This window comes from Sphingomonas sp. LY29, from assembly GCF_035593985.1.
In the GTDB taxonomy this organism is placed as follows: Bacteria; Pseudomonadota; Alphaproteobacteria; order Sphingomonadales; family Sphingomonadaceae; genus Sphingomicrobium.
In genome coordinates this window covers 871,556-893,451 of sequence record NZ_CP141587.1, presented here as the reverse complement: position 1 = coordinate 893,451, position 21,896 = coordinate 871,556, and the positions used below count along the sequence as shown (strand labels likewise).

Annotated in this window: 20 protein-coding genes and 1 pseudogene; 4 read left to right on the top strand and 17 right to left on the bottom strand. The window is 63.7% G+C overall.

Going from position 1 to position 21,896, the window contains the following annotated elements; genetic code table 11:
- The first annotated feature begins 129 nt into the window (after window positions 1-129).
- Complete coding sequence (locus SH584_RS04520; protein WP_324808894.1) at window positions 130-558, top strand: OmpA family protein; 429 nt, start codon at window positions 130-132, stop codon at window positions 556-558.
- Between the two features lie 54 nt (window positions 559-612).
- Window positions 613-1,236, top strand: coding sequence for a superoxide dismutase family protein (locus SH584_RS04515; RefSeq protein WP_324808892.1), 624 nt, complete (start codon window positions 613-615; stop codon window positions 1,234-1,236).
- On the opposite strand, the gene uvrA is transcribed toward SH584_RS04515, so the two are convergent.
- Window positions 1,237-4,203: an excinuclease ABC subunit UvrA gene (gene uvrA / locus SH584_RS04510; RefSeq protein WP_324808890.1), complete on the bottom strand. Its 2,967-nt coding sequence runs from the start codon at window positions 4,201-4,203 to the stop codon at window positions 1,237-1,239. It abuts the gene before it with no gap.
- A 101-nt stretch (window positions 4,204-4,304) separates the two neighbouring features.
- On the bottom strand, window positions 4,305-4,874 hold the full coding sequence (thpR, locus tag SH584_RS04505; protein ID WP_324808888.1) for an RNA 2',3'-cyclic phosphodiesterase: 570 nt from the start codon (window positions 4,872-4,874) through the stop codon (window positions 4,305-4,307).
- A 90-nt stretch (window positions 4,875-4,964) separates the two neighbouring features.
- On the opposite strand from thpR, the gene SH584_RS04500 reads away from it, so the two are divergent.
- Entirely contained in the window at window positions 4,965-5,702 is a 738-nt protein-coding gene (locus tag SH584_RS04500) for a Bax inhibitor-1/YccA family protein (protein WP_324808886.1), read from the top strand.
- A gap of 89 nt (window positions 5,703-5,791) precedes the next feature.
- Here the strand turns inward: SH584_RS04500 and SH584_RS04495 are convergent, their stop codons facing one another.
- Window positions 5,792-6,664: a dienelactone hydrolase family protein gene (locus SH584_RS04495; protein WP_324808884.1), complete on the bottom strand. Its 873-nt coding sequence runs from the start codon at window positions 6,662-6,664 to the stop codon at window positions 5,792-5,794.
- Window positions 6,665-6,701: 37 nt separating this feature from the next.
- Window positions 6,702-8,495, bottom strand: coding sequence for a M28 family peptidase (locus SH584_RS04490; RefSeq protein ID WP_324808882.1), 1,794 nt, complete (start codon window positions 8,493-8,495; stop codon window positions 6,702-6,704).
- A gap of 173 nt (window positions 8,496-8,668) precedes the next feature.
- On the opposite strand from SH584_RS04490, the gene SH584_RS04485 reads away from it, so the two are divergent.
- Window positions 8,669-10,723, top strand: a complete 2,055-nt coding sequence (locus SH584_RS04485) for a catalase (protein ID WP_324808881.1) — start codon at window positions 8,669-8,671, stop codon at window positions 10,721-10,723.
- Window positions 10,724-10,763: 40 nt separating this feature from the next.
- Here SH584_RS04485 and metK read toward each other — a convergent pair whose 3' ends face one another.
- The 13 genes and pseudogenes from metK to mmsB all read right to left on the bottom strand — a co-directional run bounded on the left by metK (window position 10,764) and on the right by mmsB (window position 21,884).
- Window positions 10,764-11,975 carry a methionine adenosyltransferase gene (metK, locus tag SH584_RS04480; RefSeq protein WP_324809468.1) on the bottom strand — a complete coding sequence of 404 codons (1,212 nt, stop codon included), beginning with the start codon at window positions 11,973-11,975 and terminating at the stop codon, window positions 10,764-10,766.
- Window positions 11,976-12,032: 57 nt separating this feature from the next.
- Window positions 12,033-13,550 carry an apolipoprotein N-acyltransferase gene (lnt, locus tag SH584_RS04475; RefSeq protein WP_324808878.1) on the bottom strand — a complete coding sequence of 506 codons (1,518 nt, stop codon included), beginning with the start codon at window positions 13,548-13,550 and terminating at the stop codon, window positions 12,033-12,035.
- 128 nt (window positions 13,551-13,678) lie between these two features.
- Window positions 13,679-14,575, bottom strand: a complete 897-nt coding sequence (locus tag SH584_RS04470) for a hemolysin family protein (protein WP_322842614.1) — start codon at window positions 14,573-14,575, stop codon at window positions 13,679-13,681.
- Window positions 14,575-15,081 carry an rRNA maturation RNase YbeY gene (gene ybeY, locus SH584_RS04465; RefSeq protein WP_324808876.1) on the bottom strand — a complete coding sequence of 169 codons (507 nt, stop codon included), beginning with the start codon at window positions 15,079-15,081 and terminating at the stop codon, window positions 14,575-14,577. The genes SH584_RS04470 and ybeY overlap by 1 nt, the downstream gene beginning before the upstream one ends.
- On the bottom strand, window positions 15,078-16,079 hold the full coding sequence (locus SH584_RS04460) for a PhoH family protein (protein WP_322842612.1): 1,002 nt from the start codon (window positions 16,077-16,079) through the stop codon (window positions 15,078-15,080). Before SH584_RS04460 ends, ybeY begins: the two co-directional genes overlap by 4 nt.
- Window positions 16,079-17,420 (bottom strand): annotated as a pseudogene (gene miaB / locus SH584_RS04455) (tRNA (N6-isopentenyl adenosine(37)-C2)-methylthiotransferase MiaB). Before miaB ends, SH584_RS04460 begins: the two are co-directional and overlap by 1 nt.
- Window positions 17,417-18,136 (bottom strand): lysophospholipid acyltransferase family protein, encoded by a 720-nt coding sequence (locus SH584_RS04450; RefSeq protein ID WP_324808874.1) that lies wholly within the window; start codon window positions 18,134-18,136, stop codon window positions 17,417-17,419. Before SH584_RS04450 ends, miaB begins: the two are co-directional and overlap by 4 nt.
- Window positions 18,137-18,158: 22 nt before the next feature.
- Window positions 18,159-18,581 (bottom strand): Fur family transcriptional regulator, encoded by a 423-nt coding sequence (locus SH584_RS04445; protein ID WP_322842610.1) that lies wholly within the window; start codon window positions 18,579-18,581, stop codon window positions 18,159-18,161.
- A 74-nt stretch (window positions 18,582-18,655) separates the two neighbouring features.
- The gene (locus SH584_RS04440; protein ID WP_322842609.1) at window positions 18,656-19,078 is read right to left on the bottom strand and encodes a Ros/MucR family transcriptional regulator; all 423 of its coding nucleotides are present in this window, start codon (window positions 19,076-19,078) and stop codon (window positions 18,656-18,658) included.
- A gap of 111 nt (window positions 19,079-19,189) precedes the next feature.
- Window positions 19,190-19,600, bottom strand: a complete 411-nt coding sequence (locus SH584_RS04435; protein WP_324808871.1) for a GNAT family N-acetyltransferase — start codon at window positions 19,598-19,600, stop codon at window positions 19,190-19,192.
- Between the two features lie 83 nt (window positions 19,601-19,683).
- Window positions 19,684-20,352, bottom strand: a complete 669-nt coding sequence (gene tsaB / locus SH584_RS04430; RefSeq protein WP_324808869.1) for a tRNA (adenosine(37)-N6)-threonylcarbamoyltransferase complex dimerization subunit type 1 TsaB — start codon at window positions 20,350-20,352, stop codon at window positions 19,684-19,686.
- A 16-nt stretch (window positions 20,353-20,368) separates the two neighbouring features.
- Window positions 20,369-20,947: a NifU family protein gene (locus tag SH584_RS04425; protein ID WP_324808867.1), complete on the bottom strand. Its 579-nt coding sequence runs from the start codon at window positions 20,945-20,947 to the stop codon at window positions 20,369-20,371.
- A 31-nt stretch (window positions 20,948-20,978) separates the two neighbouring features.
- Complete coding sequence (gene mmsB / locus SH584_RS04420; protein WP_324808865.1) at window positions 20,979-21,884, bottom strand: 3-hydroxyisobutyrate dehydrogenase; 906 nt, start codon at window positions 21,882-21,884, stop codon at window positions 20,979-20,981.
- Between the last annotated feature and the right edge of the window lie 12 nt (window positions 21,885-21,896).

The following is a 21,896-nucleotide window of genomic DNA, read 5'->3' as shown; positions in this document are numbered from 1 at the left end:
GAACAAAGCGACCCCGGAAGAGCCAAGGCTTTTCCGGGGTTTCTTTTTGCGTGCGGCTCGATCTCGACTGCGGCAGGTTGCCGCACGCGAGAGCGCATCCTAGAAATAGCGCGTGAGGAAGAGGCACGCATGAAGATCAGTCTGTATTTACTTGCAGCGTGGGGAGTCGCGGCGATCGCGCCTGCCGCTGCGACGCAGCAGCCAGTTCGCCCGGTGCCCGGCGTGACCATGGTCTTCTTCGGCTGGGATCGGCCGGACGTCGACCGTGACGGTGCGGCGTCGTTGGATGACGCTGCGTCAGCTTACCTCCAGAGTCCGGGTGCAGTCATTTCGATCGAGGGGCACAGCGATCGCTCAGGCCCGTCCGGGGCCAATCTGGAAGCGTCGCGGCGGCGGGCGGAAACGGTGCGGACATATCTCGCTGGGCGCGGAGTGCCGATGGCGTCGATGCGTGTAAGCGCCTACGGAGAGCAGCGACCGTTGATTGCGACTGCAGACGGTGTGCGCGAACCGCAGAACCGCCGCGTCGACGTGCGCATTAACGCGAGCGCCAACTGATTCGGACCCTGCTTGCCGGTGGCGCGTTTCGCCATGACGCAACAGGAGCCAGACATGATCCATTTTTCGAAATTTGCAGCCATAACGATCGCCGCTTCGACCTTGGCGATTGCTGCGTGCTCGCAAGAACGCACCCCGGCAGAAACAGTTAATGCCGACACCACGGCGATGGGATCGGCCGACAATTCGACGACCGGCAATATGGCCGCGACCGGCGCCGGCGCGACGCAGATGTTTCAGTTCGCGGGTGCGGATGGCGCGGCCTTGGGAAGTGTCACTGTTAGCGAAGGCCCGACCGGCCTCACGCTGAACGTCAATGGGACGGGCATGCCCGCCGGGATTCATGGCATCCACTTGCATGAAAAGGGCCTTTGCGAAGGCCCGAAGTTTGAGAGTGCGGGCTCGCACTGGAACCCCGCCGGCAAGAAGCATGGTCGCGACAATCCCGAGGGGGCGCACTTGGGCGATCTGGCCAACATCGAAGTCGGAGCGGATGGAACGGTTACTTCGACCGTCCAGATTGCCGATGCGATGATGACAAGCGGGTCGAACATGCTTGCCGACGCCGACGGCACGGCCTTGGTCGTCCACGCCAAGGCAGACGATTATAAGACCGATCCAAGCGGCGACAGCGGCGACCGTATCGCATGCACGGTGCTCGCCGCGCCTAAGTCCTGATTACTTCGCCGACTCCAATTCGGCTTTAGCGACCGGCGCCGCCGTCTTTTTTCGTCGAGAGGACGAGGGGGGCGGCGGCACTGGCGAACGCTGCAAGAGCGGGGCCAGATACTGACCGGTGAAGCTGCGCGGCTCGGCAACGACCTGCTCCGGAATGCCTTCGGCGACGATCTCGCCGCCGTTGACGCCGCCGCCCGGGCCGAGGTCGAGGACCCAATCGGCGGTTTTGATCACATCGAGGTTGTGCTCGATGACGACGACAGTGTTGCCCTGCTCGACGAGGGCATGAAGCACCTCGAGCAATTTCCGAACATCCTCGAAGTGGAGACCGGTCGTCGGCTCGTCGAGAATGTAGAGCGTCTGACCTGTTGCGCGGCGTGACAATTCCTTCGACAGTTTGACGCGCTGCGCTTCGCCGCCACTGAGCGTCGTCGCCTGTTGCCCGACCTTGATGTAGCCAAGGCCGACCTCGGCCAGCATCGCCATTTTGTCGCGGATGCCGGGTACGGCCTTGAAGAATTCGACGGCGTCCTCGACGGTCATGTCGAGAACGTCGGCGATGCTCTTTCCCTTGAACTTCACCTCCAGCGTCTCGCGGTTGTAGCGCTGACCGTGACAAACGTCGCAGGTAACATAGACGTCGGGCAGAAAGTGCATCTCGATCTTGAGCAGTCCATCGCCGGTGCAGGCCTCGCAGCGCCCGCCCTTGACGTTGAAGCTGAACCGGCCGGGCTTGTAGCCGCGTTCCTGGCTTTCCGGCAGACCAGCGAACCAGTCGCGGATCTGGGTGAAGGCGCCAGTGTAGGTGGCCGGGTTCGACCGCGGTGTGCGCCCGATCGGCGACTGGTCAATGTCGATGACCTTGTCGAGATGCTCGAGCCCAACAATCTTGTCGAACTTTCCGGCAAGAATTCGTGCGCCGTTAAGCTGACGAGCCGCGGCGGCGTAGAGCGTGTCGATCGTGAAGCTCGACTTGCCCGACCCGGAAACGCCGGTGATGCAGGTGAAGGTACCGAGCGGGATCGAAGCGGTGATGTTGCGCAGGTTGTTGGCCGTCGCGCCCTTCACGGTGAGCTTCTTGCCGTTACCCTTGCGACGCGTGTCGCGGATCGGGATCGACCGACGGCCAGAGAGGTAATCCGCGGTCAAACTGTCTTCGCATGCCAGCAATTCGTCGAGGGTACCTGCGCACACGACGGTGCCGCCATGAACGCCGGCGCCGGGACCCATGTCGATGACGTGATCGGCGGTGCGGATCGCGTCTTCGTCATGCTCAACGACCAGAACGGTGTTGCCGAGGCCGCGGAGGCGCTTGAGTGTTTCCAGCAGCCGGTCATTGTCCTTCTGGTGCAGACCGATCGACGGTTCGTCGAGCACATAGAGCACCCCCGACAAGCCGCTGCCGATCTGCGACGCAAGGCGGATACGCTGGCTTTCACCGCCCGACAGCGTTCCGCTGGTCCGGTCGAGATTGAGATAATCGAGCCCGACGTTGTGAAGGAATCCGAGACGCGCGTTGATTTCCTTCAGTATTGGATGCGCTATTTCGCGTTGCTGCGGGCCGAGCTGCTCTTCTAGAGCGGAGAACCAGGCAAGCGCGTCGGCGACCGAGCGCCGCGCTGACAGCGAAATGTCTTCCGCGGCGATCTTCACGGACAAGGCTTCGGGCTTCAGGCGCGCGCCGTGGCATACTTCGCACGGGTGACTTGCCTGATAACGTGAGAGCTCCTCGCGCATCCACGCGCTCTCGGTCGACAGCATCCGCCGCTCGAGATTGCCGAGCACGCCTTCGAACGGCTTCTTCACTTCATAGCTCTTGCGGCCGTCGATGAAGCGAAGCGTGACGGGCTTGCCCTTGGTTCCGCGAAGGATGAGGTCGCGCGCCTCCTGGGGAAGATCGCCCCACGGAGTCGCGAGATCAAAGTCGTAGGCCCGCGCGAGGCTTCCAAGCACCTGCATATAGTAGGGCGAGGGCGGCTGCGACTTTGCCCAGGGGACGACCGCACCCTTGGTGATCGAGAGCGCGTGGTTGGGGACGACGAGATCCTCGTCGAACAGCATCTTTTCGCCAAGCCCATCGCACGCCGGGCATGCTCCCTGCGGCGCGTTGAACGAGAACAGCCGTGGCTCGATCTCGGCGATCGTGAAGCCGGACACGGGACAGGCAAATTTTTCCGAGAAAACGATGCGTCCGGGGGCGCCGAAGTCGAGCTTCATTCCGGATGCGGTCGTTGCCTCTTCGGCGGGTGGGTCGGCAGGATCCAGGTAGGCGAGCCCGTCCGCCAGCTTCAGCGCGGTCTCGAAACTGTCGGCCAAGCGGCTCTGAATCCCGTCGCGGATGACGATGCGATCGACCACGACCTCGAGGTCATGCTTGTACTTCTTGTCGAGCGCTGGCGCCTCGTCGATCTCGTGGAACTCGCCGTCGATGCGGACGCGCGTGAAGCCCGCCTTCTGCCATTCGGCCAATTCCTTGCGATACTCGCCCTTCCGGCCGCGGACGACGGGCGCGAGGAGATAGTGGCGGGTGCCTTCGGGGAGCGCCATGACTCGGTCGACCATTTGGCTGACCTGCTGCGCTTCGATTGGAAGGCCGGTGGCGGGCGAGTAGGGAACACCCACTCGCGCCCACAGGAGTCGCATGTAATCGTAGATTTCCGTAACGGTCGCGACGGTCGACCGCGGATTGCGGCTGGTCGTCTTCTGCTCGATCGAAATGGCGGGCGAGAGGCCGTCGATGTGCTCGACGTCGGGCTTCTGCATCATCTCCAGGAACTGGCGGGCATAGGCCGACAGGGACTCGACGTAGCGGCGCTGTCCTTCCGCATAGATGGTATCGAACGCGAGACTCGACTTGCCCGATCCCGACAGGCCGGTGATCACCGTCAGGCTTTCGCGCGGGATGTCGACGTCGACCCCCTTGAGGTTATGCTCGCGCGCGCCGCGGACGGAAATGTGGGTCAGCATGAATCGATCTCGTTCCGTTTATGTTCTGATAGCGCGGGGCGGCTCGCATGGTCAACGCGAAGCTTGGTAGATGGGTGCGTCACCGCCGCCAGACAACCGCCTCAGGCGAGCGGGAAGTCCGCGATCACCTCGTGATGCGCGCCGGCGTGGCCAAGATGGCTTTCGAACAACGTGAACCGGTCGATCCGGAAAGGATCGCTGCGCAACGTGGCGTGCCGCGCAAGAAACCGGTCAAGGTCAGAGCCGGGAAAGCGGTTCCAGCGACCCAAGGTGATGTGCGGGTGGTAGGCGCGGCGTTCGGGCGGCAATCCGATGCGCTGGCAAATGCGCTCGATCTTTCCTGCCAGCGTAACGATCGGCTCGCGAGGCTGGACGGCGGCCCAAAGCACGCCGCGAGATTGGTGATCAAATCGACCGACCCCGCTGATCGAGATGTCGACGGCTGGGCTTTTGAGGGCAGACAGGGCGACGGCGAGGTCCTCCGCCACGGGCCGCTCGACCTCGCCGACGAAGCGCAGGGTCAGGTGCAACTGGTCTTCGGGTTGCCAATTGACGGAGGGAAGCCCCTCCATCGTGTCGATCAGACCCTCGCGAATGTTCTGTTGTAACGGCAAGGCGACGAATAAGCGGTGCACCCGATTTCTTTCCCTTGAATGAACGTCGCGGCTCATGTCGTGTTTCGCTTGAAGAACGCACGAACATTCCCGATATTGTCCCTATTCGGGGATGTGTCGTCGAGGCCCCCCAGAAGAGGAGTGAGAATGCAGAACCAGTATGACCCGCGCACGACGAATGCGTCAGGCTTCGGCCCGGCCGTATCCGTCGGCGTGCCCCGGGCCGCGCGCGATGCGGGCCTGCGGTCCTACATGCTCAAGGTTTACAATTACATGGCGTCGGGGGTGCTGCTGACCGGCATCGTCGCCCTGCTGTTCGCCAACAGCGGCATCGCCGCACAGGTGATGGCCACGCCGCTGCGCTGGGTGATTATGCTGGCGCCGCTCGGGTTCGTCTTCGCGATGAGCTTCGGCGTCAACAAGATGAAGGAATCGACGCTTCAGGCGCTGTTCTGGGGCTTCGCCTTTGCGATGGGCCTGTCGATGTCGACGATCTTCCTGGTCTACACCGGGACGTCGATCGCCCAGACCTTCTTCGCGGTCGCAGCGGCCTTCATGGGTCTCAGCCTGTGGGGATACACGACCAAGAAGGACCTGTCGGGCTTCGGCACGTTCCTGATCATGGGCGTCGTCGGCCTGCTGGTCGCGATGGTGATCAACCTGTTCCTTCAGTCGACGGCGATGCAGCTGGCAATCAGCGCGATCGGCGTCCTGCTGTTCGCAGGCCTGACCGCCTATGACACGCAGAAGATCAAGTCGATGTACGCCTACGTTGCCGGCACCGACATGATGGGCAAGACGGTCATCATGGGCGCGCTGACGCTGTACCTAGACTTCATCAACATGTTCCAGTTCCTGCTGAGCTTCATGGGCAACCGCGACTAGTCGCTTGCCCGCCTGGCAGGGCGGAAAGAGAAGGGCCGGCGGAGCGATCCGCCGGCCCTTTTTCTTTGGGCTTTAGGCCGGCCTTTTCGCTATGCGAGGTTCCGCTTGAAGAACCGCAACGTGCGCTCCCATGCCAAGTCGGCGGCCGCCTTGTCGTAACGCTCGGTCGATGTATCGTTATTGAAGGCGTGGTTGATCCCGTCATACTCCTGATAAATTACCGGCTTGTTCGCGGCCCGAAGGGCAGTGACCCACGGATAGGCGGAGCGGTTGACGCGCTCGTCGAGGCCGGCAAGATGGATGAGAAGCGGCGACTGTACCTTGGTCGCTTCCGAAGGATCGGGTGCGGGACCATAATAGGAGACGCCCGCATCAAGATCCGCGCCCGCCGCAACCGCCAGGCGGTTGACGAACGCACCACCCCAACAGAACCCGACCGCCCCGACCTTTCCGCCGCGGCTGGAGCCGGCCAGTTCGCGGAGCATGGCCACCGCGTCAGTCGTGGACTTGGCAAGGTCGAGCTTGCCGATCGCCTCCCGCGCGGCATCTTCATTCGTGGGCGTGCCGCCACCGGGCGACAGGAAATCGACCGCGACCGCTCGATAGCCGGCGAGCGCGACCCGGCGAGCGACGTCGCGGATATGCTCGGTCAATCCGCGATTCTCGTGGATGACCATGACGCTGGCCTTGAGCGAGCGGCTGCGCGGCTCGGCGACGTAGGCGCGGTACGCCGACGCGGCGCCGGTGAAGGCCATCGTGCGGGTCGTCAGTCGCTTGTCGTCCGCGGGAATGATCGCCGCCGCCGCGGGGCTCGCCGCGATCGAGGCGATGAGGGTGCTCGCCGCCGCCGCGCTTCCCGCGATCGCGGTCATGCGGGTGAAGAAGTCGCGCCGGTCCATCCCTTCGTGCGTGAAGCGGTCGTAGAGGTCGATCGCCTGCTTGCGCTTGTCGTCGTCGAGCATGTTCACCGTCTCCTGATTGTCGATTGATTTGAAAAGCCTAACCGCGTTCGCCGGCGATCGGGCTCGCTTCTGGCGCGGGTGCGGCCGGGGCCGGAAGCGGAGACGTGGCGGTCTCGCCGCGCTCTCCGGCCGACCGGTCGCGTGCCGCGCGGAATTCGCTGTCCTGGCTCCAGTTCGGCCAATCGCGCGAATTGGCGAGGTTGCGACCGACGGCATGGAGAAGGCCGGCATCGTCGATCAGGCCGCTATAGTCCCAGCCCGGCTGCCATTCGTCGTCCGGCTGGTGATAGCGCTTGGTCGTATAGTCGGCGCCGATCGCTTCTCCGCGCGCCGTTCCGCCTTCGACGAGGTCGTTGCCCGACCGGAAGCTGATTGCGGGGACGCCGCCCTTTGCGAACGGAAAGTGGTCCGAGCGAAAGAAGAGTCCGGCACCGGGGTTGGCATCGGGCGTGAAGCTGCGGCCGCGACGGCGCGCCTCCTCGACCATCATGTCCAGCAAGCCGAAGCGCGCGCTGCCCGACATCGAGAAATTCCGAGCGCGCCCATAGACACCCATGCTGTCGGTGTTGAGCACGCCCGCGGTGGTCGAGAGCGGGTAAAGCGGGTTGGAGGCGTAATATTCGCTCCCCAGCAGCCCTTTTTCCTCGGCTCCCACGAACAGGAACAAGACCGAGCGCTTCGGCTTGGGTCCGGCCGCGAAGGCGCGGGCCTGTTCAATGACGTGCGCGGTCCCGGTCGCGTTGTCGATCGCCCCGTTGAAGATACGATCGCCATTGGCGTCAGGCTGGCCGACGCCGATGTGGTCGTGGTGCGCGGTGTAGATCACCGTCTCGTTGGGATAGGCCGACCCCGTCACTCGTCCCGCGACATTGTAGCTGGTGATGACTTCGGTCTTGGCATTCAGCGTCACGCTCATCGACGTTTTCAGGTCGACCGGACGGAAATCCTTGCGCCGCGCGGCGGCTTTCAGCGTGTCGAAGTTCAATCCGGCGGCCGCCAACATCGCCGCAGCCTTGTCCTGCTGGATCCAGCCATTGACCGGTGCGTGAGCCTTTGCAGGATCGGCGCGCACGATGTCGAACATCGTGTTGGTGTTCGAGTTCTGGACCGTCGGCCAGCCGTAGCTGGCGGGCGCGGTCTCATGGACGATGATGACGCCTGCCGCCCCTCGACGCGCGGCTTCCTCATATTTGTAGGTCCAGCGGCCATAATAGGTCATCGCCTTGCCGCCGAAGTCGCCTTCCCCGCCTTCGAAGTCGGGATCGTTGACGAGCACGACGATCACCTTGCCGCGAACGTCGACATCCTTGAAATCGTCCCAGCCGCGCTCGGGGGCGGTCACGCCATAGCCGGCGAAGAGCATCGGCACCTTGTTCAGGCGGACTTGCGTCTGGCCGTTCATCGGCGCGCGAATGGCGACCTCGGTTCCTTGGGCAAGCCGCGTTCCCGTTGCGCCACGATGAAGAGTGACGACGGGATCGCCGACGATGTCCGACTTCAGCAACGGCACGCGCTGGGTCCACTGCCGCCGCCCGTCGATGACTTCGCCGCCGGGTTCGACCCCCGCCGCGGTAAGTTGGTCGATCAGATATTTGACGGTCTTTGTCTCACCGGCCGTCGCCGGGCCGCGACCCTCGAAGCTGTCGTCGCTGAGCGTTTTGACATGGGCGTCGAGGCGCGCCGCATCGAAAGTCGGTTCATAGGCTGCGGTGGAAACTGGCGTGTTGGCATCGGCGACCGGTGCAACGGGAAGCGGTTCGGGCTGCGTCGTGGCGCAGGCCGTGGCGCCGAGCGCCATTGAAAGAGGAAGTGCGAGGCGGATGAAACGCATGGCCGGTCTCCTGATGAGGAATTGCGGCGACTGTGGCCGCGCCTCGCTCGGCTCGTCAAGGACGCGCGTCTCGGCGGACGCTGCGCGCGCTTTTATTTTCTAGCATTCGTCATTGGAGGGAAAGACAGTCGAGCAGGGCGCGTTGGGTAAGTTCAGCCAAGAGGATTTTCAGCATGACCAAGACGTCGACCCCGACGACCGCCGGCAATGGCGGCGAAACGCATCAGACCGGCGGGGGGCTGACCACCAACCACGGCGTCCCGATTTCCGACAACCAGAACAGCCTGAAGGCCGGCGCGCGCGGGCCAACCCTGCTCGAGGATTTCGTGCTTCGCGAAAAGATCTTCCACTTCGATCACGAGCGGATCCCCGAGCGCATCGTTCATGCGCGCGGTTCGGGTGCGCATGGCGTGTTCGAAGCGACCGACGACATCAGCGACATCACCCGCGCGGCGGTGTTCAAGAAAGGCGAGAAGACCGAAACCTTCGTGCGCTTCTCCACCGTCGCGGGCGGCGCCGGATCGGTCGACACCCCCCGCGACGTGCGTGGCTTCGCGGTGAAATTCTACACCACCGAGGGCAATTGGGATCTCGTCGGCAACAACATCCCGGTGTTCTTCATCCAGGACGCGTTGAAATTCCCGGACCTTGTTCACTCGGTAAAGATGGAAGCCGATCGCGGCTACCCGCAGGCGGCGTCGGCGCACGACACCTTCTGGGACTTCATCAGCCTGATGCCCGAATCGACCCACATGATCATGTGGGCGATGAGCGACCGCGGAATTCCGCGTTCGTTGCGCTTCATCGAGGGCTTTGGGGTTCACACTTTCCGCCTGGTGAACGACGCTGGCGACAGCAAATTCGTCAAGTTCCACTGGAAGCCTGTGCTCGGCCTGCAATCGACCTGCTGGGACGAGGCGGTCAAGATTGCCGGTGCCGATCCCGATTATCATCGCCGCGACCTGTTCGAAGCGATCGACGGCGGCGACTTTCCGCAGTGGGACTTGGGCATTCAGGTGTTCGATGAGGAATTCGCGGCGGCGCAACCCTATGATGTGCTCGATGCGACCAAGCTGATCCCCGAAGAAGTGCTTCCGGTTCGCGTAATCGGTCGCCTGACGCTCAATCGCAACGTCGACAATTTCTTTGCCGAGACCGAGCAGGTCGCCTTCCTGCCTACCAATGTGCCGCCGGGAATCGATTTCTCCAACGATCCGCTGTTGCAGGGACGCCTCTTCTCTTACCTCGACACGCAAAAGTCGCGGTTGGGGACGACCAACTTCCACCAGATTCCGATCAACGCGCCGCGCTGCCCGTTCGGCAACTTCCAGCGTGACGGGATGATGCAGACGATGGTGCCGAAGGGCCGCGCTAACTACGAACCGAACACGCTGGCCGAATTTGGCGAGGAAGGCGGTCCGCGCGAAAGCGAGCAGGGCTTCCGCACCGTCGCGCGGAACGACGAACGCAACGACGGTAGCGAGAAGCTGCGCATCCGATCGGAAACCTTCGCCGACCATTACAGCCAGGCGCGGCTGTTCTTCCGTTCGCAGACCGAGATCGAGCAGGCGCATTTGGCATCGGCGATCGTTTTCGAATTGTCGAAGGTGACGATCGAAGCGATCCGGACCCGGGTGCTCGGCAATTTGCGCAATGTCGATGAAGCGCTTGCGAAGCGCGTCGCCGACGGGCTTGCGATGGACTTGCCCGCGGCCAACAAGGCAGCGAGCGCGCCGATCGACATGGAGACCTCGGATGCGCTTTCGATCGTCAAGCATGGCGACGTCCCGATGAAGGGACGCAAGGTGGCGGTCCTCTTCGACGAAGGGTCCGACTTGGCGGCGATCAACGACTTGAAGGAAGCCATCGAAGCAGGCGGCGGAACGGCATTCACCGTGGCGCCGAAGGTAGGCGAGCTGACGCTCAAGGGTGGCAGCCTGAAGGCCGACGGACAGTTGGCCGGATCGCCTTCGGTGCTGTTCGACGCCGTCGCGATGGTACTTATGCCCGACCGCGTCGACGCGCTGAAGAACGACAGCGCCGCGCTCGGCTGGCTGATGGACGCCTACGCCCACTGCAAGACGATCGGTCATTGCAAGGGGTCGATGGCGCTGATCGAGCGGCTTGGTCTCGAGGTCGATGCCGGCGTGGTTCCGAACGATCAGTTCGCGAAGGTCGCCCCGAAGCGCCATTGGGACCGCGAACCCAAGGTTCGCATGCTCGCTTAACGAAAAACGGGCCGCACCTGGTGGCGCGGCCCGTAATTTATCAGGCGGCGAGTGCGGCCTTGAGATCCTCGGTGAGGTCGGTCCGCTCCCACGGGAAGTGGTCGCCCTCAGCCTTGCGCCCAAAATGGCCGTAGGCTGCGGTCTTGGCATAGATGGGCTTGTTGAGACCTAGGTGCGTGCGGATCCCGCGCGGGGTCAGCTTGCCGAGCTTGGCGATGCGCCCGATCGCCGCCTCGATCACGTCGTCACCGACGGTGCCGGTACCATGCGTGTCGACGTACAGCGACAGGGGCTCTGACACCCCGATCGCGTAAGCGAGCTGGATGGTGCAGCGCGTGGCAAGTCCGGCCGCCACGATATTCTTGGCGAGATAGCGCGCGGCGTAGGCGGCCGAGCGATCGACCTTGGTCGGGTCCTTGCCGCTGAACGCGCCGCCGCCGTGAGGGGCTGCGCCACCATAGGTGTCGACGATGATCTTGCGACCGGTCAGGCCGGCGTCGCCATCGGGTCCGCCGATCTCGAACGCGCCGGTCGGATTGATGTGATAGACGGTCTCGTCGCTCAGCAGTTCGGCGGGGAGGACGTCGGCGACAACGCGCTTCACATAGGCCTTCAACTCGGCCTCCTGCTCGCCCTCGTGATAGCCCTTCGCATGCTGGGTCGACACGACGACCGCGGTCGCCGCGACCGGCTTGCTCTGCTCGTAGCGCAGCGTGACCTGGCTCTTGGCGTCAGGCTCGAGGAACGGCGCCGCGCCCGAGTGACGGTCGGCAGCCATGCGCTCCAGGATCTTGTGGCTGTAGTAGAGAGTCGCGGGGAGGTAATCAGGGGTCTCGTCGGTCGCGTAACCGAACATGATGCCCTGGTCGCCTGCGCCTTCGTCCTTGTTGCCGCTGGCGTCGACGCCCTGCGCGATTTCTGACGACTGACCGTGCAGGTTGTTCTCGAACCGGAACTGGTTCCAGTGGAAGCCCAACTGCTCGTAACCGATCGACTTCACCGTATCGCGAACGGCCTGTTCGACCCGCTCCGGAATGCCGGCAGCCCACTCGCCATTCTCGTAGATGCCCTTGCCACGGATTTCCCCCGCCAGAACCACCAACTGCGTCGTCGTCAGCGTTTCGCAGGCAATGCGCGCTTCATTGTCGATGCCCAGAAAGAGATCAACGATCGCATCGCTGATCTGGTCGGCGACCTTGTCGGGATGACCTTCCGAAACCGATTCGGACGTGAAGAGGTAGGAACTGCGGATAGCCAAGCTGTTGATCCTTGGAGAAATTTATGAAGATATCAGGATATAAAGATATCCTTATGTCCTGCTGTAGCGGGACCGCTGTGACATGGCAATCGCCGCGATCAGCAGGAGGAACCCGATCACGATCGGAATAATATTGCCGACCCGGGCGAAGATCGTCGGCGCGAGCGTAGCGGGAAGGACCGCGTCGATGACTCCTTCGGTTTGCCACGGGATGGAGGCGAGTACCCGTCCGTTCGCATCGACGAGCGCACTGATGCCCGTCGGCGTCGAGCGGACTACCGGAAGGCCTTCCTCCACCGCGCGTAGGCGGGCCTGGGCCAGATGCTGCGGCGGGCCCCAGCGCCCGAACCAGGCGTCGTTCGAAGGATTGAAGATCAGGTCCGGCCGGTTGCGTCGATCGACGACCTGCCCCGAAAAAATGACCTCATAGCAAATCTGGAACCCGACGCGGCCCCAGTCGCCGGGAAGCGAGATCGTCTGCGGGCCAGGGCCAGGCGCAAAGTCGATATCGCCGGGGGCGAGCCGCGACAGGCCGATTGCCGAGAGCAGGGGTCGCATCGGCAGATACTCTCCGTAGGGCACCAGATGCGCCTTGTCGTATCGGCCGACCGGACTTCCATTTGGCGCGATCACGAACACGCTGTTGGCGGCGGAATCGACGACCTGACCGTCGGGCGACGTGAAAGCGAGACCGCCCGTCAGCAGGATGTCGCCGGCGCCAAGGGTCTGGCTCGCAACCCGGCGCTCGAGTTCGACCCCCGGTCGCGCGATGGCGCGGTTGTCGGCAAGCGGCCGGGTCACCGCCGCTTCTGGCCAGAACAGCAACCGCGGAACGTCGTCACGAACGCCCGACAGTCGTGTCAGACGCTCCGAGGCGACATCCTCGAACCCCTCACGCCATTTGTCCTGCTGCCCAATGTTTGGCTGCACGATCCGGATCGGACGAAGTCGGACCGTTCCGGGCGGGTCTTCGGAAGTGGTCCGAACGCGCGGCGCCTGTTCTGACGGTGCCGGGAAGGCGGCCAGCAGTATGCCGGCAACCGCAATGCCGAATGGCAATCGCCATTGCTTCCTTGCAAGCATCCACAGCGCGCCGCCGAGCAAGACCGTCAGTGCCGAGAGCCCGTAGGTGCCGACAATGCGGCTGGCGCCAATCAAAGGCGTGTCGACCAGTGCGACGCCGACCGGGTTCCACGCGAAGCCGGTGAACATGGTCGCGCGAAGCCATTCGGTGAGTGCCCATCCGCCGGCCAGAGCCAATACCATCGCGCCGCGATTGTCCCGGCCGAAGCGCCACGCCAGTCCGGCGGCCATCATCGGATAGATGGCGAGGTAGAGGCTGAGCAGTCCGACCGCGATCCAGCCTAGCCATGCGGGCATCGCTGCCTGGAAGGTGAAGGCGGTCGCGATCCAGTTGAGGCCGACGCAGAACTGCCCAAGCCCAAATCCCCAGCCAATGGCGAGAGCGCCGCACATTCCGGCACTGCGCGCAACAAGCTCGTGCAGCAGCGCCAAGGCCAGCGGCATCAACGGCCACAGACCGTAAGGCTGGAAGGAAAAGGCGGACACTGCGCCCAGCAGGACGGACAGGAAAAAAGGCAACGCGATCACCCGGTTATTGCTGCGCAGCGGCGTGAAGGCCGTGCGGAGGCCCGACTTGCCTCGCCGACTTCACCACCGCAACGACAAATTGACCGTCACTCGTCGGAGGAAGGGTCTTGCGCCAAGGGTTCGGGCGCGTGGAGCCTGAGGCGAGTCATTCGCCGCGCGTCCGCGGCCACGCACTCGATCCGCCATCCCGAAGGATGTTCGACCGACTGGCCGGGTTGCAGCAGCCGCCCTGCGAGCAGGAACGTCAGCCCGCCCAGTGTGTCGACCTCGTCGTCCTCGGCGATGATGCGGGCATCGACATCGCGAGCGACCTCGTCGAGTTCGACGCGCGAGTCCGCTTCCCACAGCCCTTCTTCAAGGAGCGTGAGCATGCCGGCGGCCTGTTCGTCATGCTCGTCTTCAATCTCTCCGACGATTTCCTCGACGACGTCCTCGATCGTGACGAGGCCTTCGGTCCCGCCAAATTCGTCGACCACGATCGCCAGATGAACGCGCTCGGTCCGCATTCGAGCGAGAAGGTCGAGCACGCCCATCGATTCCGGAACGAACAGCGGCGTGCGGAGCAGGCCTTCAATCGAGCGCGGGCGCGACGGGTCGACCTGAGCCTTGAACACGTCCTTGATGTGAATCATGCCGATGACCTCGTCGAGACCATCGCCGGTGACGGGCAGGCGGCTATGTTCGGCGTCGGCGAACGCCGCGATCAGCTCTTCGAAACTGACGCTCGCGGACACCGAGATGATGTCGCCGCGGGTGACGGCAATTTCGCCAGCCGTGCGGTCACCGAAGTGGAGCAGGTTGCGCAGCATCTGCCGCTCGAGCGGACTGAGATCGCCGCGCCGGGGTGCTGCCGCGTCGGCCTCGTCAATTGCATCCTCCAGCCGGTCGCGAAGCGTCGCGTCATGATCTTCGCCGAAGATCAGCGCGCGCATTCCGCTCCACAGCCTTGATGGCGGTTCGTCGTCGTCTTGCCGCGTCGCCATTACTGGTCCCCCGCGTAGGGATCGGCGATGCCCAGCCGCGCCAAGGCCCGTGTCTCGCGCCCTTCCATGTCGACGGCGCTGTCGTCGTCCATATGGTCGTGGCCCAACAGGTGAAGCGTGCCGTGCACCAACAGGTGCGTCGCATGCTGATCGATCGTGATGTTCTTCTCCATTGCTTCGGCGGCGCATACCCCGTGCGCCATGACGATGTCGCCAAGCATCAATTCGGGACCGTCGATCGCCGCATTCTCAATCTCGTCGGGTTCGGCCATCGGAAAGGACAGGACGTTGGTCGGCTTGTCCTTGCCGCGCCACTGCGCGTTGAGCGAGTGCACTTCCGCGTCGGAGGTCAGTCGAACCGAAAGCTCGACGGCGCGGTCGATTGACCCAAGTTGCGGAAACGCGCTTTCGGCGACGGCCGCTTCGGCGGCACGCTGCGCAAGCGCGTCCCAGTCGCTGCTACTGTCCCATTCGGGATCGGCGTCGAGGATGACGTCGAGCGTCACGCGCCTGTTCCCTCATAAGCTTCGACGATCCGCCCGACGAGCGGGTGGCGAACGACGTCGGCGGCGCTGAAGCGGATCATCGACAGCTTCGGAATCCCCGCCAGCTTCGTCACGGCGTCATTCAGGCCCGATTGCACGCCGTTCGGCAAATCGGTCTGATTGGGATCACCGCAGATCACCATTCGCGACCGCATGCCAAAGCGGGTCAGGAACATCTTCATCTGCTGAGGCGTGGTGTTCTGCGCCTCGTCGAGGATGATGAATGCGTCGCTCAAGGTGCGACCGCGCATGAACGCGATCGGGGCAATCTCGATTTCACCCGACGCAATGCGCCGCTCGACCTGCTCGTTGGGCAACATGTCGTAGAGGGCGTCGTATAGCGGGCGGAGATAGGGATCCACCTTCTCCTTCATGTCGCCGGGCAGGAAGCCCAACCGCTCGCCGGCCTCGACCGCCGGCCGCGACAGGATCAGGCGCTCGACCGATCCGGAAATGAGCATGGCGACGGCCTGCGCGACCGCGAGATAGGTCTTGCCCGTGCCCGCCGGCCCAAGCGCGAAGATCATGTCGTCGCGGGCAAGCGCTTCCATATAGGCCGTCTGCACGTTCGACCGCGGCACGATGGTCTTTTTCCGCGTGCGGATCATGACCGACGACGGCTTCGCGACCTGCGGAGAAATGATGCCGTCCAGCGCGGGCTGGTTGGCCATGCCGATCACCGCTTCGACCGCGGCGGAGTCGACGTCCTGCCCCTGATCGAGCCGATTGTAGAGGCCCATCAGCACATCGCGCGCGCGCGCGGCGGCGTCGGGCTCGCCATCGATCATCACGCGATTGCCACGTGCGGCAATGTTCACGCCCAAGCGATCCTCGATCATCACCAAGTGGCGGTCATAATCGCCGAACAGCGGGCCGAGCAGGTAGGGCTGGTCGAACAAAAGCTCGAGCCGCGCGCGTTCCTCTAGGTTCGCGGGCGCCGGAAGGTCGCGTTTGGCCATCAGGCGGCAACCCGTGCGTCGCGCAGGACGCCACCAAGGCTGTTCGGAAGCGCGCGCGTGACGGTCACGTCGAGCATGTCGCCGATCGACGCGCCGGTATCGACGAACACCGACTGGAGCCAGGGCGACTTTCCAATCATCTGGCCGGGTAGGCGACCCTTGCGGTCGATCAGGATCCGCGTGTCCTTGCCGACGGTCGCGTGGTTGAAGGCGAGGCTATGCTCGGCGAGGCGGGCCTGAAGCCGCTGCAGTCGATCATCCATCACTCGGGCCTCAACCGCTCCTTCCATCGTCGCCGCGGGCGTCCCCGGCCGGGGCGAATATTTGAACGAATATGCCGAAGCGTAACCGACCGCATCGACGATAGCGAGAGTGTCGGTGAAATCTTCATCGGTCTCGCCGGGAAAGCCGACGATGAAGTCGCCGCTGATGGCGATGTCGGGCCGTGCGGCGCGCACCTTATCGAGCAATTTCAGGTATGAATCGGCGGTGTGGCTACGATTCATCGCCTTCAGAATCCGGTCCGATCCCGCCTGCACCGGCAGATGCAGGTAGGGCATCAGCTCCGGCACTTCGGCATGCGCGGCGATCAGCGCGTCGGTCATGTCGGTCGGGTGACTGGTCGTGTAGCGGATACGCTCGACGCCATCGATGCGCGAGATGGCGCGGATCAGCGAATCCAGTCCGGCGTGACGACCCCGGTCATCGTCTCCGATCCACGCGTTGACGTTCTGGCCCAGCAGCGTGATTTCCCGCGCGCCGCCGTCAGCCAGCAACCGCGCCTCGGCGACGATGTCGGCGAACGGGCGGCTGACCTCGGCCCCGCGTGTATAGGGAACGACGCAATAGGTGCAGAATTTGTCGCACCCTTCCTGCACCGTCAGGAACGCGCTCGGCCCCGTCCGTCGGCGAGCGGGCAGGGCGTCGAACTTGGTTCGAAGCGGCATGTCGGTGTCGACCGGGCGCTCGCCGCGCGCCGCCGCAGCCACCATCTCGGGCAGGCGATGATAGGCTTGGGGCCCGACGACCATGTCGATCGTGCCGGAGCGCCGACGGGCTTCCTCGCCTTCGGCTTGAGCTACGCAGCCCGCGAGAGCGATCATCGGCCGGCTGCCGTCTTCGCGCTTGAGGCGACCGACGTCCGAATAGGCCCGGTCTGCCGCCTTCTCGCGGATGTGACAGGTGTTCAGCACGACCAGGTCGGCGTCTTCGCCCTCCGCGGCCGACATGCCCTGTGCGGCGAGCATCTCGCTCATCCGCTCGCCGTCATAGACATTCATCTGACAGCCGAAACTCTTGACGCGGAAAGTCTTGGGAAGGTCGTTCATGACCGCGGCCTATACGCGCCGTGTCGTGGTGACGGAAGAGAGAGCAGCCGCGATCCGCGAGCGCGCTTCGCGAGCCAACTGCTTGCGATCATTGGTCGAGGGCATGGGATCGAGCAGCCGGATCGTGACCGGAAGCACACCGCGCCGACCGAGTACTCGCCGGACGTTGTCCATCGCCGGCTCTCCATCATGCCAGGCGATCTGGTCGACCGCGTCGCCGAAATCGATCGCCACCGGGCGTACGATGACACCAGATGGAGGCGGCGCAACGGCGTCAAGAAGCGTCGGGCGAAAAGGCAGAAGCTCGCGTCCGCTGGTGGTCGTCCCTTCCGGGAAAACGACGAGCGGCTTGGGCCGGTCCAACGCAGTTGCAATCTGTCGCACCTGCGCATGGGCATCGGTGCGGGCGGTTCGTTCGATGTAGACGGTGTGATTCTGGTCGGCCAGCCAGCCGATCAGCTTGATCCGCTCGATTTCTGCCTTCGACACGAATGCCGCACCTGTGCCGCCGAGAAGCAAGATATCAAGCCAACTCGTATGATTGGCGACGACCAATGTCTTGGACGTCAGCGGCTGACCTTCGAGATCGACCCGCGCACCGACAATCCACGCGGCGGAGCGGAGAAACCGCTTGGGCCACGGCGAGGGTCCACGCACCAGCTTCGCCGACAGGTGAAGCGGAAGGCATGCGACGAATAGGAGGATGAGGCCGGCAATACGCACGGCCATCAGGGAAGGAGAAAGTGACCCCTTAGTGGTCGCGGTCAATGGCGACGCCGTACAATTCCATCCGATGGTCGACCAGCCGGAAGCCCAGACGCTCGGCAATCTTGCGCTGCAGATTCTCAAGCTCGTCATCGGCGAATTCGATAACCTTCCCGCTCTCTACGTCGATCAGGTGATCGTGGTGGGTCTCGGACGCCGCCTCGTAACGCGAGCGGCCATCGCCGAACTCATGCCGCTCCAGGATTCCCGCCTCTTCGAACAGGCGGACGGTGCGATAGACCGTTGCGATCGAGATGTTCGCGTCGATCGCGGCGGCACGCTGGTGGAGCGTTTCGACGTCGGGATGATCCTCGCTTTCGCCGAGGACGCGCGCGATGACCTTGCGCTGTTCGGTAATGCGCAGGCCCTTGTCGGCGCACAATTGTTCAATATCGATCTGACGGTGCATGGCTGTGAACCTAAGGCCCGCGCCGCACAAAGAAAAGGGGACGATGCCGCGCACCGTCCCCTTTCTTGTTCGCCTTACTTGGCGCGAGTGGTCTTGCGGCGCTTGGTGCCAAGCCCGATCGACTTGGCGAGCGTCCGGCGCTGTTCGGCATAGTTCGGCGCGACCATCGGATAGTCGGCCGCAAGGCCCCACTTCTGCCGATACTGATCCGGGGTCATTTGATAATGGGTCATCAGATGCCGCTTCAACATCTTCAGTTTCTTGCCGTCTTCGAGGCAGACGATGAAGTCCGGCTTGACCGACGAGCGGATCGGCACCTTCGGTTCAAGCTTGACGTCGGCGGCCTTGCCACTGCCGGTTAGACCGGCAAGCGCACCGTGCACGTTCGAAATCAGCTGCGGAAGGTCGTTGACCGCCACGCTATTGTTGCTGACATGGGCCGCGACAATGTCTGCGGTCAATGTGATCAGCGTGTCGTCATTATCCTGATTGTCCATTTTCATAGCTTTCCGAGCATGACTAATAGGAACTGGACAGTTTCATCTGTCTACTCGAAAACAATTAGACCTCGTCTACTATTCATTCAAGAATAGAAAACTTGCTTCAAATCAATATTGGGGAGTCTCAAGCGCCATCGTGACTGCGTCGCGACGCGACCCGTCGAGCCCGCGATAATAGCCGACGCGGCGTCCGACCGGTTCGAACCCGGCCGCTCGGTACAAAGCAATCGCTTCGTTGCCATCGCGGACTTCCAGGTGAAGGCGATGCGCGCCCCGCATCCGTGCGTCGGTCATGAAGCGGTCGAGCAATTTCTGTCCGACGCCCTGTCGTTGCGCGCGCGGTGACACCGCCAGAAGGAGCAATTCGGCTTCGTCGGCGACCGCCCTCAACAGCGAGAAGCCGACGACTTCGCCCTGCATTTCCGCCAGCGTCAGAATGACTCCCGACATGGGCAGGATGCCGGCGCATTGGGAGCGCGTCCAACCCTCCCCGTAAATGGGTGAAAAGGCCGCATCCATCACCCGGATGACAGAGTTAAGATCTTCAAGAGTACCGCATCTAAGATGCAGTGCGTCGAACGCGGGTTCGGGTCGACCCTCGATCACGCGGCGCGGGGGCGGGCATCGGGGGCCCGGCCATAATGAGGCTTGCAGTCTAGCATCCGCAGCAATTCAGGAAGGCGAAGCGCCCGCGATGCGCTCGGCATCAGGGGCAAGGCCGTGCCTGATCCGCGCGCCGCGACAAGGGCCTCGGCACCGCTGCCCACGACGAGGTCGGTGTCGATCTTGGCTGCCGCCTCCGCCGGGGTCAGATTCCGTGACACCCCGGTCGGGTCAAGCGTAGGGCGACGGAAGGTCTGGACGAACAGTTCGCCATGACCGCCTGTGACCGCAACGGTAACCGGTCTGTCGCCGTCCGGCGCGGTCGCGGCGATCAGCGCCAGCGAATTCATTCCTGCCAGCGGGATGTTCCAGCCGACGGCAAGGCCGTGTGCAGCGGCGATCCCGACCCTCAGCCCCGTGAAGCTTCCCGGGCCGACCCCGACCAGCAGGCGAGTGGGGACGTGCCCCTCGATCATTTCGGAGATCATCGGGACCAGCCGTTCGGCATGGCCACGGCCGATCTGCTCGTCGCGCTCGGCAATGATCGTGCCGTCGCTGGTCAGTAGCGCCGCGGTGCAGGCCGCCGTCGACGTGTCGATCGCAAGGATCAGCGAAAATCTCCCGTTTGCAGACGACGGTATCGAGACACAGGCGACGGCCCGCCGCAAGCAAAAAGCGTCGGCGTCAGATCGCCTCGACGGTCTCCACCTCGGGAACATAATGCTTGATGAGGCCCTCGATCCCGCGCTTCAGCGTGATCGTCGACGACGGGCAGCCCGCACAAGCGCCCTGCATGTTCAGGAACAGCTTCCCATCGCGATAGCCGCGATAGACGATGTCACCACCGTCTTGAGCGACCGCTGGGCGAACGCGCGTTTCAATCAAGTCCTTGATTTGGTCGATGATGTCGGCATCCGCCGGATCTTCCTCGACGTGAAAGTCGACCTCGGGCGCAATCTCGATCCCGGCGGCACTTCCGCCGCGGAACAGTGGGGCGCCGAGCATGAAATGGTCGAGCAGGATCGAAAGGATGTCGGGCTCGAGCGTCTGCCACTCGACGGTCGGTGCGGCGGAGACCGAGACGAAGTCGCGCCCGAAGTAGACCCCGTCGACCGCGCCAGTCGCGAACAGCGCTTCGGCCAATGGGCTCGCCTCGGCCGCATCGGCGTTGGGAAAATCGCGTCCGCCCGTTTCCATGACGATGCGGCCAGGCAGGAACTTGCGCGTCGCCGGATTGGGCGTCTTTTCGATTTCGATCAGCATCTCCGCGATGTGGGCGCGGGGAGGGCCGCGATCAAGCCTTTTCGGGCGGAACCTGCCAGCTGTCGTCGATCATCTTGATCAGCGCGGAAAAGTCCTTGGTCGCGCCGCCGCGGTCGACGAAGCGCTGGTACAATTCCTCGGCCTCGCCGCCCATCGGAGTGTAGGCGCCGCTTTCCTTGGCGGCCTCCATCGCGAGCTTCAAATCCTTGAGCATCAGCGCGGCAGCAAACCCGCCGTCATAATTACGGTCGGCAGGGGTTTCGGGGCCGACCCCGGGGACAGGGCAATAGCTGGTCATCGACCAGCTCTGGCCGCTGGCCTTGGAACTGATGTCGAAAAAGGTCTGCGGATCGAGTCCGAGCTTCTGCGCCAGCACGAACGCCTCGCACGTGCCCGCCATTGTGACGCCGAGCAGCATGTTGTTGACAATCTTCGCGGCCTGTCCCGACCCGGCGCCGCCGGCGTGGATGACGGCCTTGCCCATCTTGTCGAGAATGCCCTTGGCGCGATCGAAACCCTCGGCGGTGCCGCCGACCATGAAGGTCAGCGTGCCCGCGTCGGCGGCCGCGATCCCGCCCGACACCGGCGCATCGACCATGGTGAAGCCCGCCGCTGCCGCTTCGCCTTCGACAGCCTTGGCCGTGGCGACGTCGATCGTCGAGCAATCGATCAGGATGGCGCCCTTGGGCGCGGTCTTGAGGACAGTGCCGCGATAGACGTCGGCGACATGCTTGCCTGCCGGAAGCATCGTGACCACCGCCTCGGCGTCCTTGACCGCCGCCTCTGCGCTATCGGCGATGTCGCAGCCATTGGCGGCGGCGCGATCGAGCGCATCCTGGCTCAGGTCGAAGGCGTGGACCTCATGCCCGGCCTTCGCGAGGTTCGCGGCCATTCCGCCGCCCATATTGCCCAGCCCGATGAATGCGACGCGTGCCATAATTACTCCTCG

Bases quoted from the DNA above. Each gene is read 5' to 3' on its own strand.
- SH584_RS04520 (WP_324808894.1), top strand. From the start codon at position 130: ATGAAGATCAGTCTGTATTTACTTGCAGCGTGGGGAGTCGCGGCGATC.
- SH584_RS04515 (WP_324808892.1), top strand. From the start codon at position 613: ATGATCCATTTTTCGAAATTTGCAGCCATAACGATCGCCGCTTCGACC.
- uvrA (WP_324808890.1), bottom strand. From the start codon at position 4,203: ATGCTGACCCACATTTCCGTCCGCGGCGCGCGCGAGCATAACCTCAAG.
- thpR (WP_324808888.1), bottom strand. From the start codon at position 4,874: ATGAGCCGCGACGTTCATTCAAGGGAAAGAAATCGGGTGCACCGCTTA.
- SH584_RS04500 (WP_324808886.1), top strand. From the start codon at position 4,965: ATGCAGAACCAGTATGACCCGCGCACGACGAATGCGTCAGGCTTCGGC.
- SH584_RS04495 (WP_324808884.1), bottom strand. From the start codon at position 6,664: ATGCTCGACGACGACAAGCGCAAGCAGGCGATCGACCTCTACGACCGC.
- SH584_RS04490 (WP_324808882.1), bottom strand. From the start codon at position 8,495: ATGCGTTTCATCCGCCTCGCACTTCCTCTTTCAATGGCGCTCGGCGCC.
- SH584_RS04485 (WP_324808881.1), top strand. From the start codon at position 8,669: ATGACCAAGACGTCGACCCCGACGACCGCCGGCAATGGCGGCGAAACG.
- SH584_RS04470 (WP_322842614.1), bottom strand. From the start codon at position 14,575: ATGGCGACGCGGCAAGACGACGACGAACCGCCATCAAGGCTGTGGAGC.
- SH584_RS04460 (WP_322842612.1), bottom strand. From the start codon at position 16,079: ATGGCCAAACGCGACCTTCCGGCGCCCGCGAACCTAGAGGAACGCGCG.
- SH584_RS04450 (WP_324808874.1), bottom strand. From the start codon at position 18,136: ATGGCCGTGCGTATTGCCGGCCTCATCCTCCTATTCGTCGCATGCCTT.
- SH584_RS04445 (WP_322842610.1), bottom strand. From the start codon at position 18,581: ATGCACCGTCAGATCGATATTGAACAATTGTGCGCCGACAAGGGCCTG.
- SH584_RS04440 (WP_322842609.1), bottom strand. From the start codon at position 19,078: ATGGACAATCAGGATAATGACGACACGCTGATCACATTGACCGCAGAC.
- SH584_RS04435 (WP_324808871.1), bottom strand. From the start codon at position 19,600: ATGGATGCGGCCTTTTCACCCATTTACGGGGAGGGTTGGACGCGCTCC.
- SH584_RS04425 (WP_324808867.1), bottom strand. From the start codon at position 20,947: ATGCTGATCGAAATCGAAAAGACGCCCAATCCGGCGACGCGCAAGTTC.
- mmsB (WP_324808865.1), bottom strand. From the start codon at position 21,884: ATGGCACGCGTCGCATTCATCGGGCTGGGCAATATGGGCGGCGGAATG.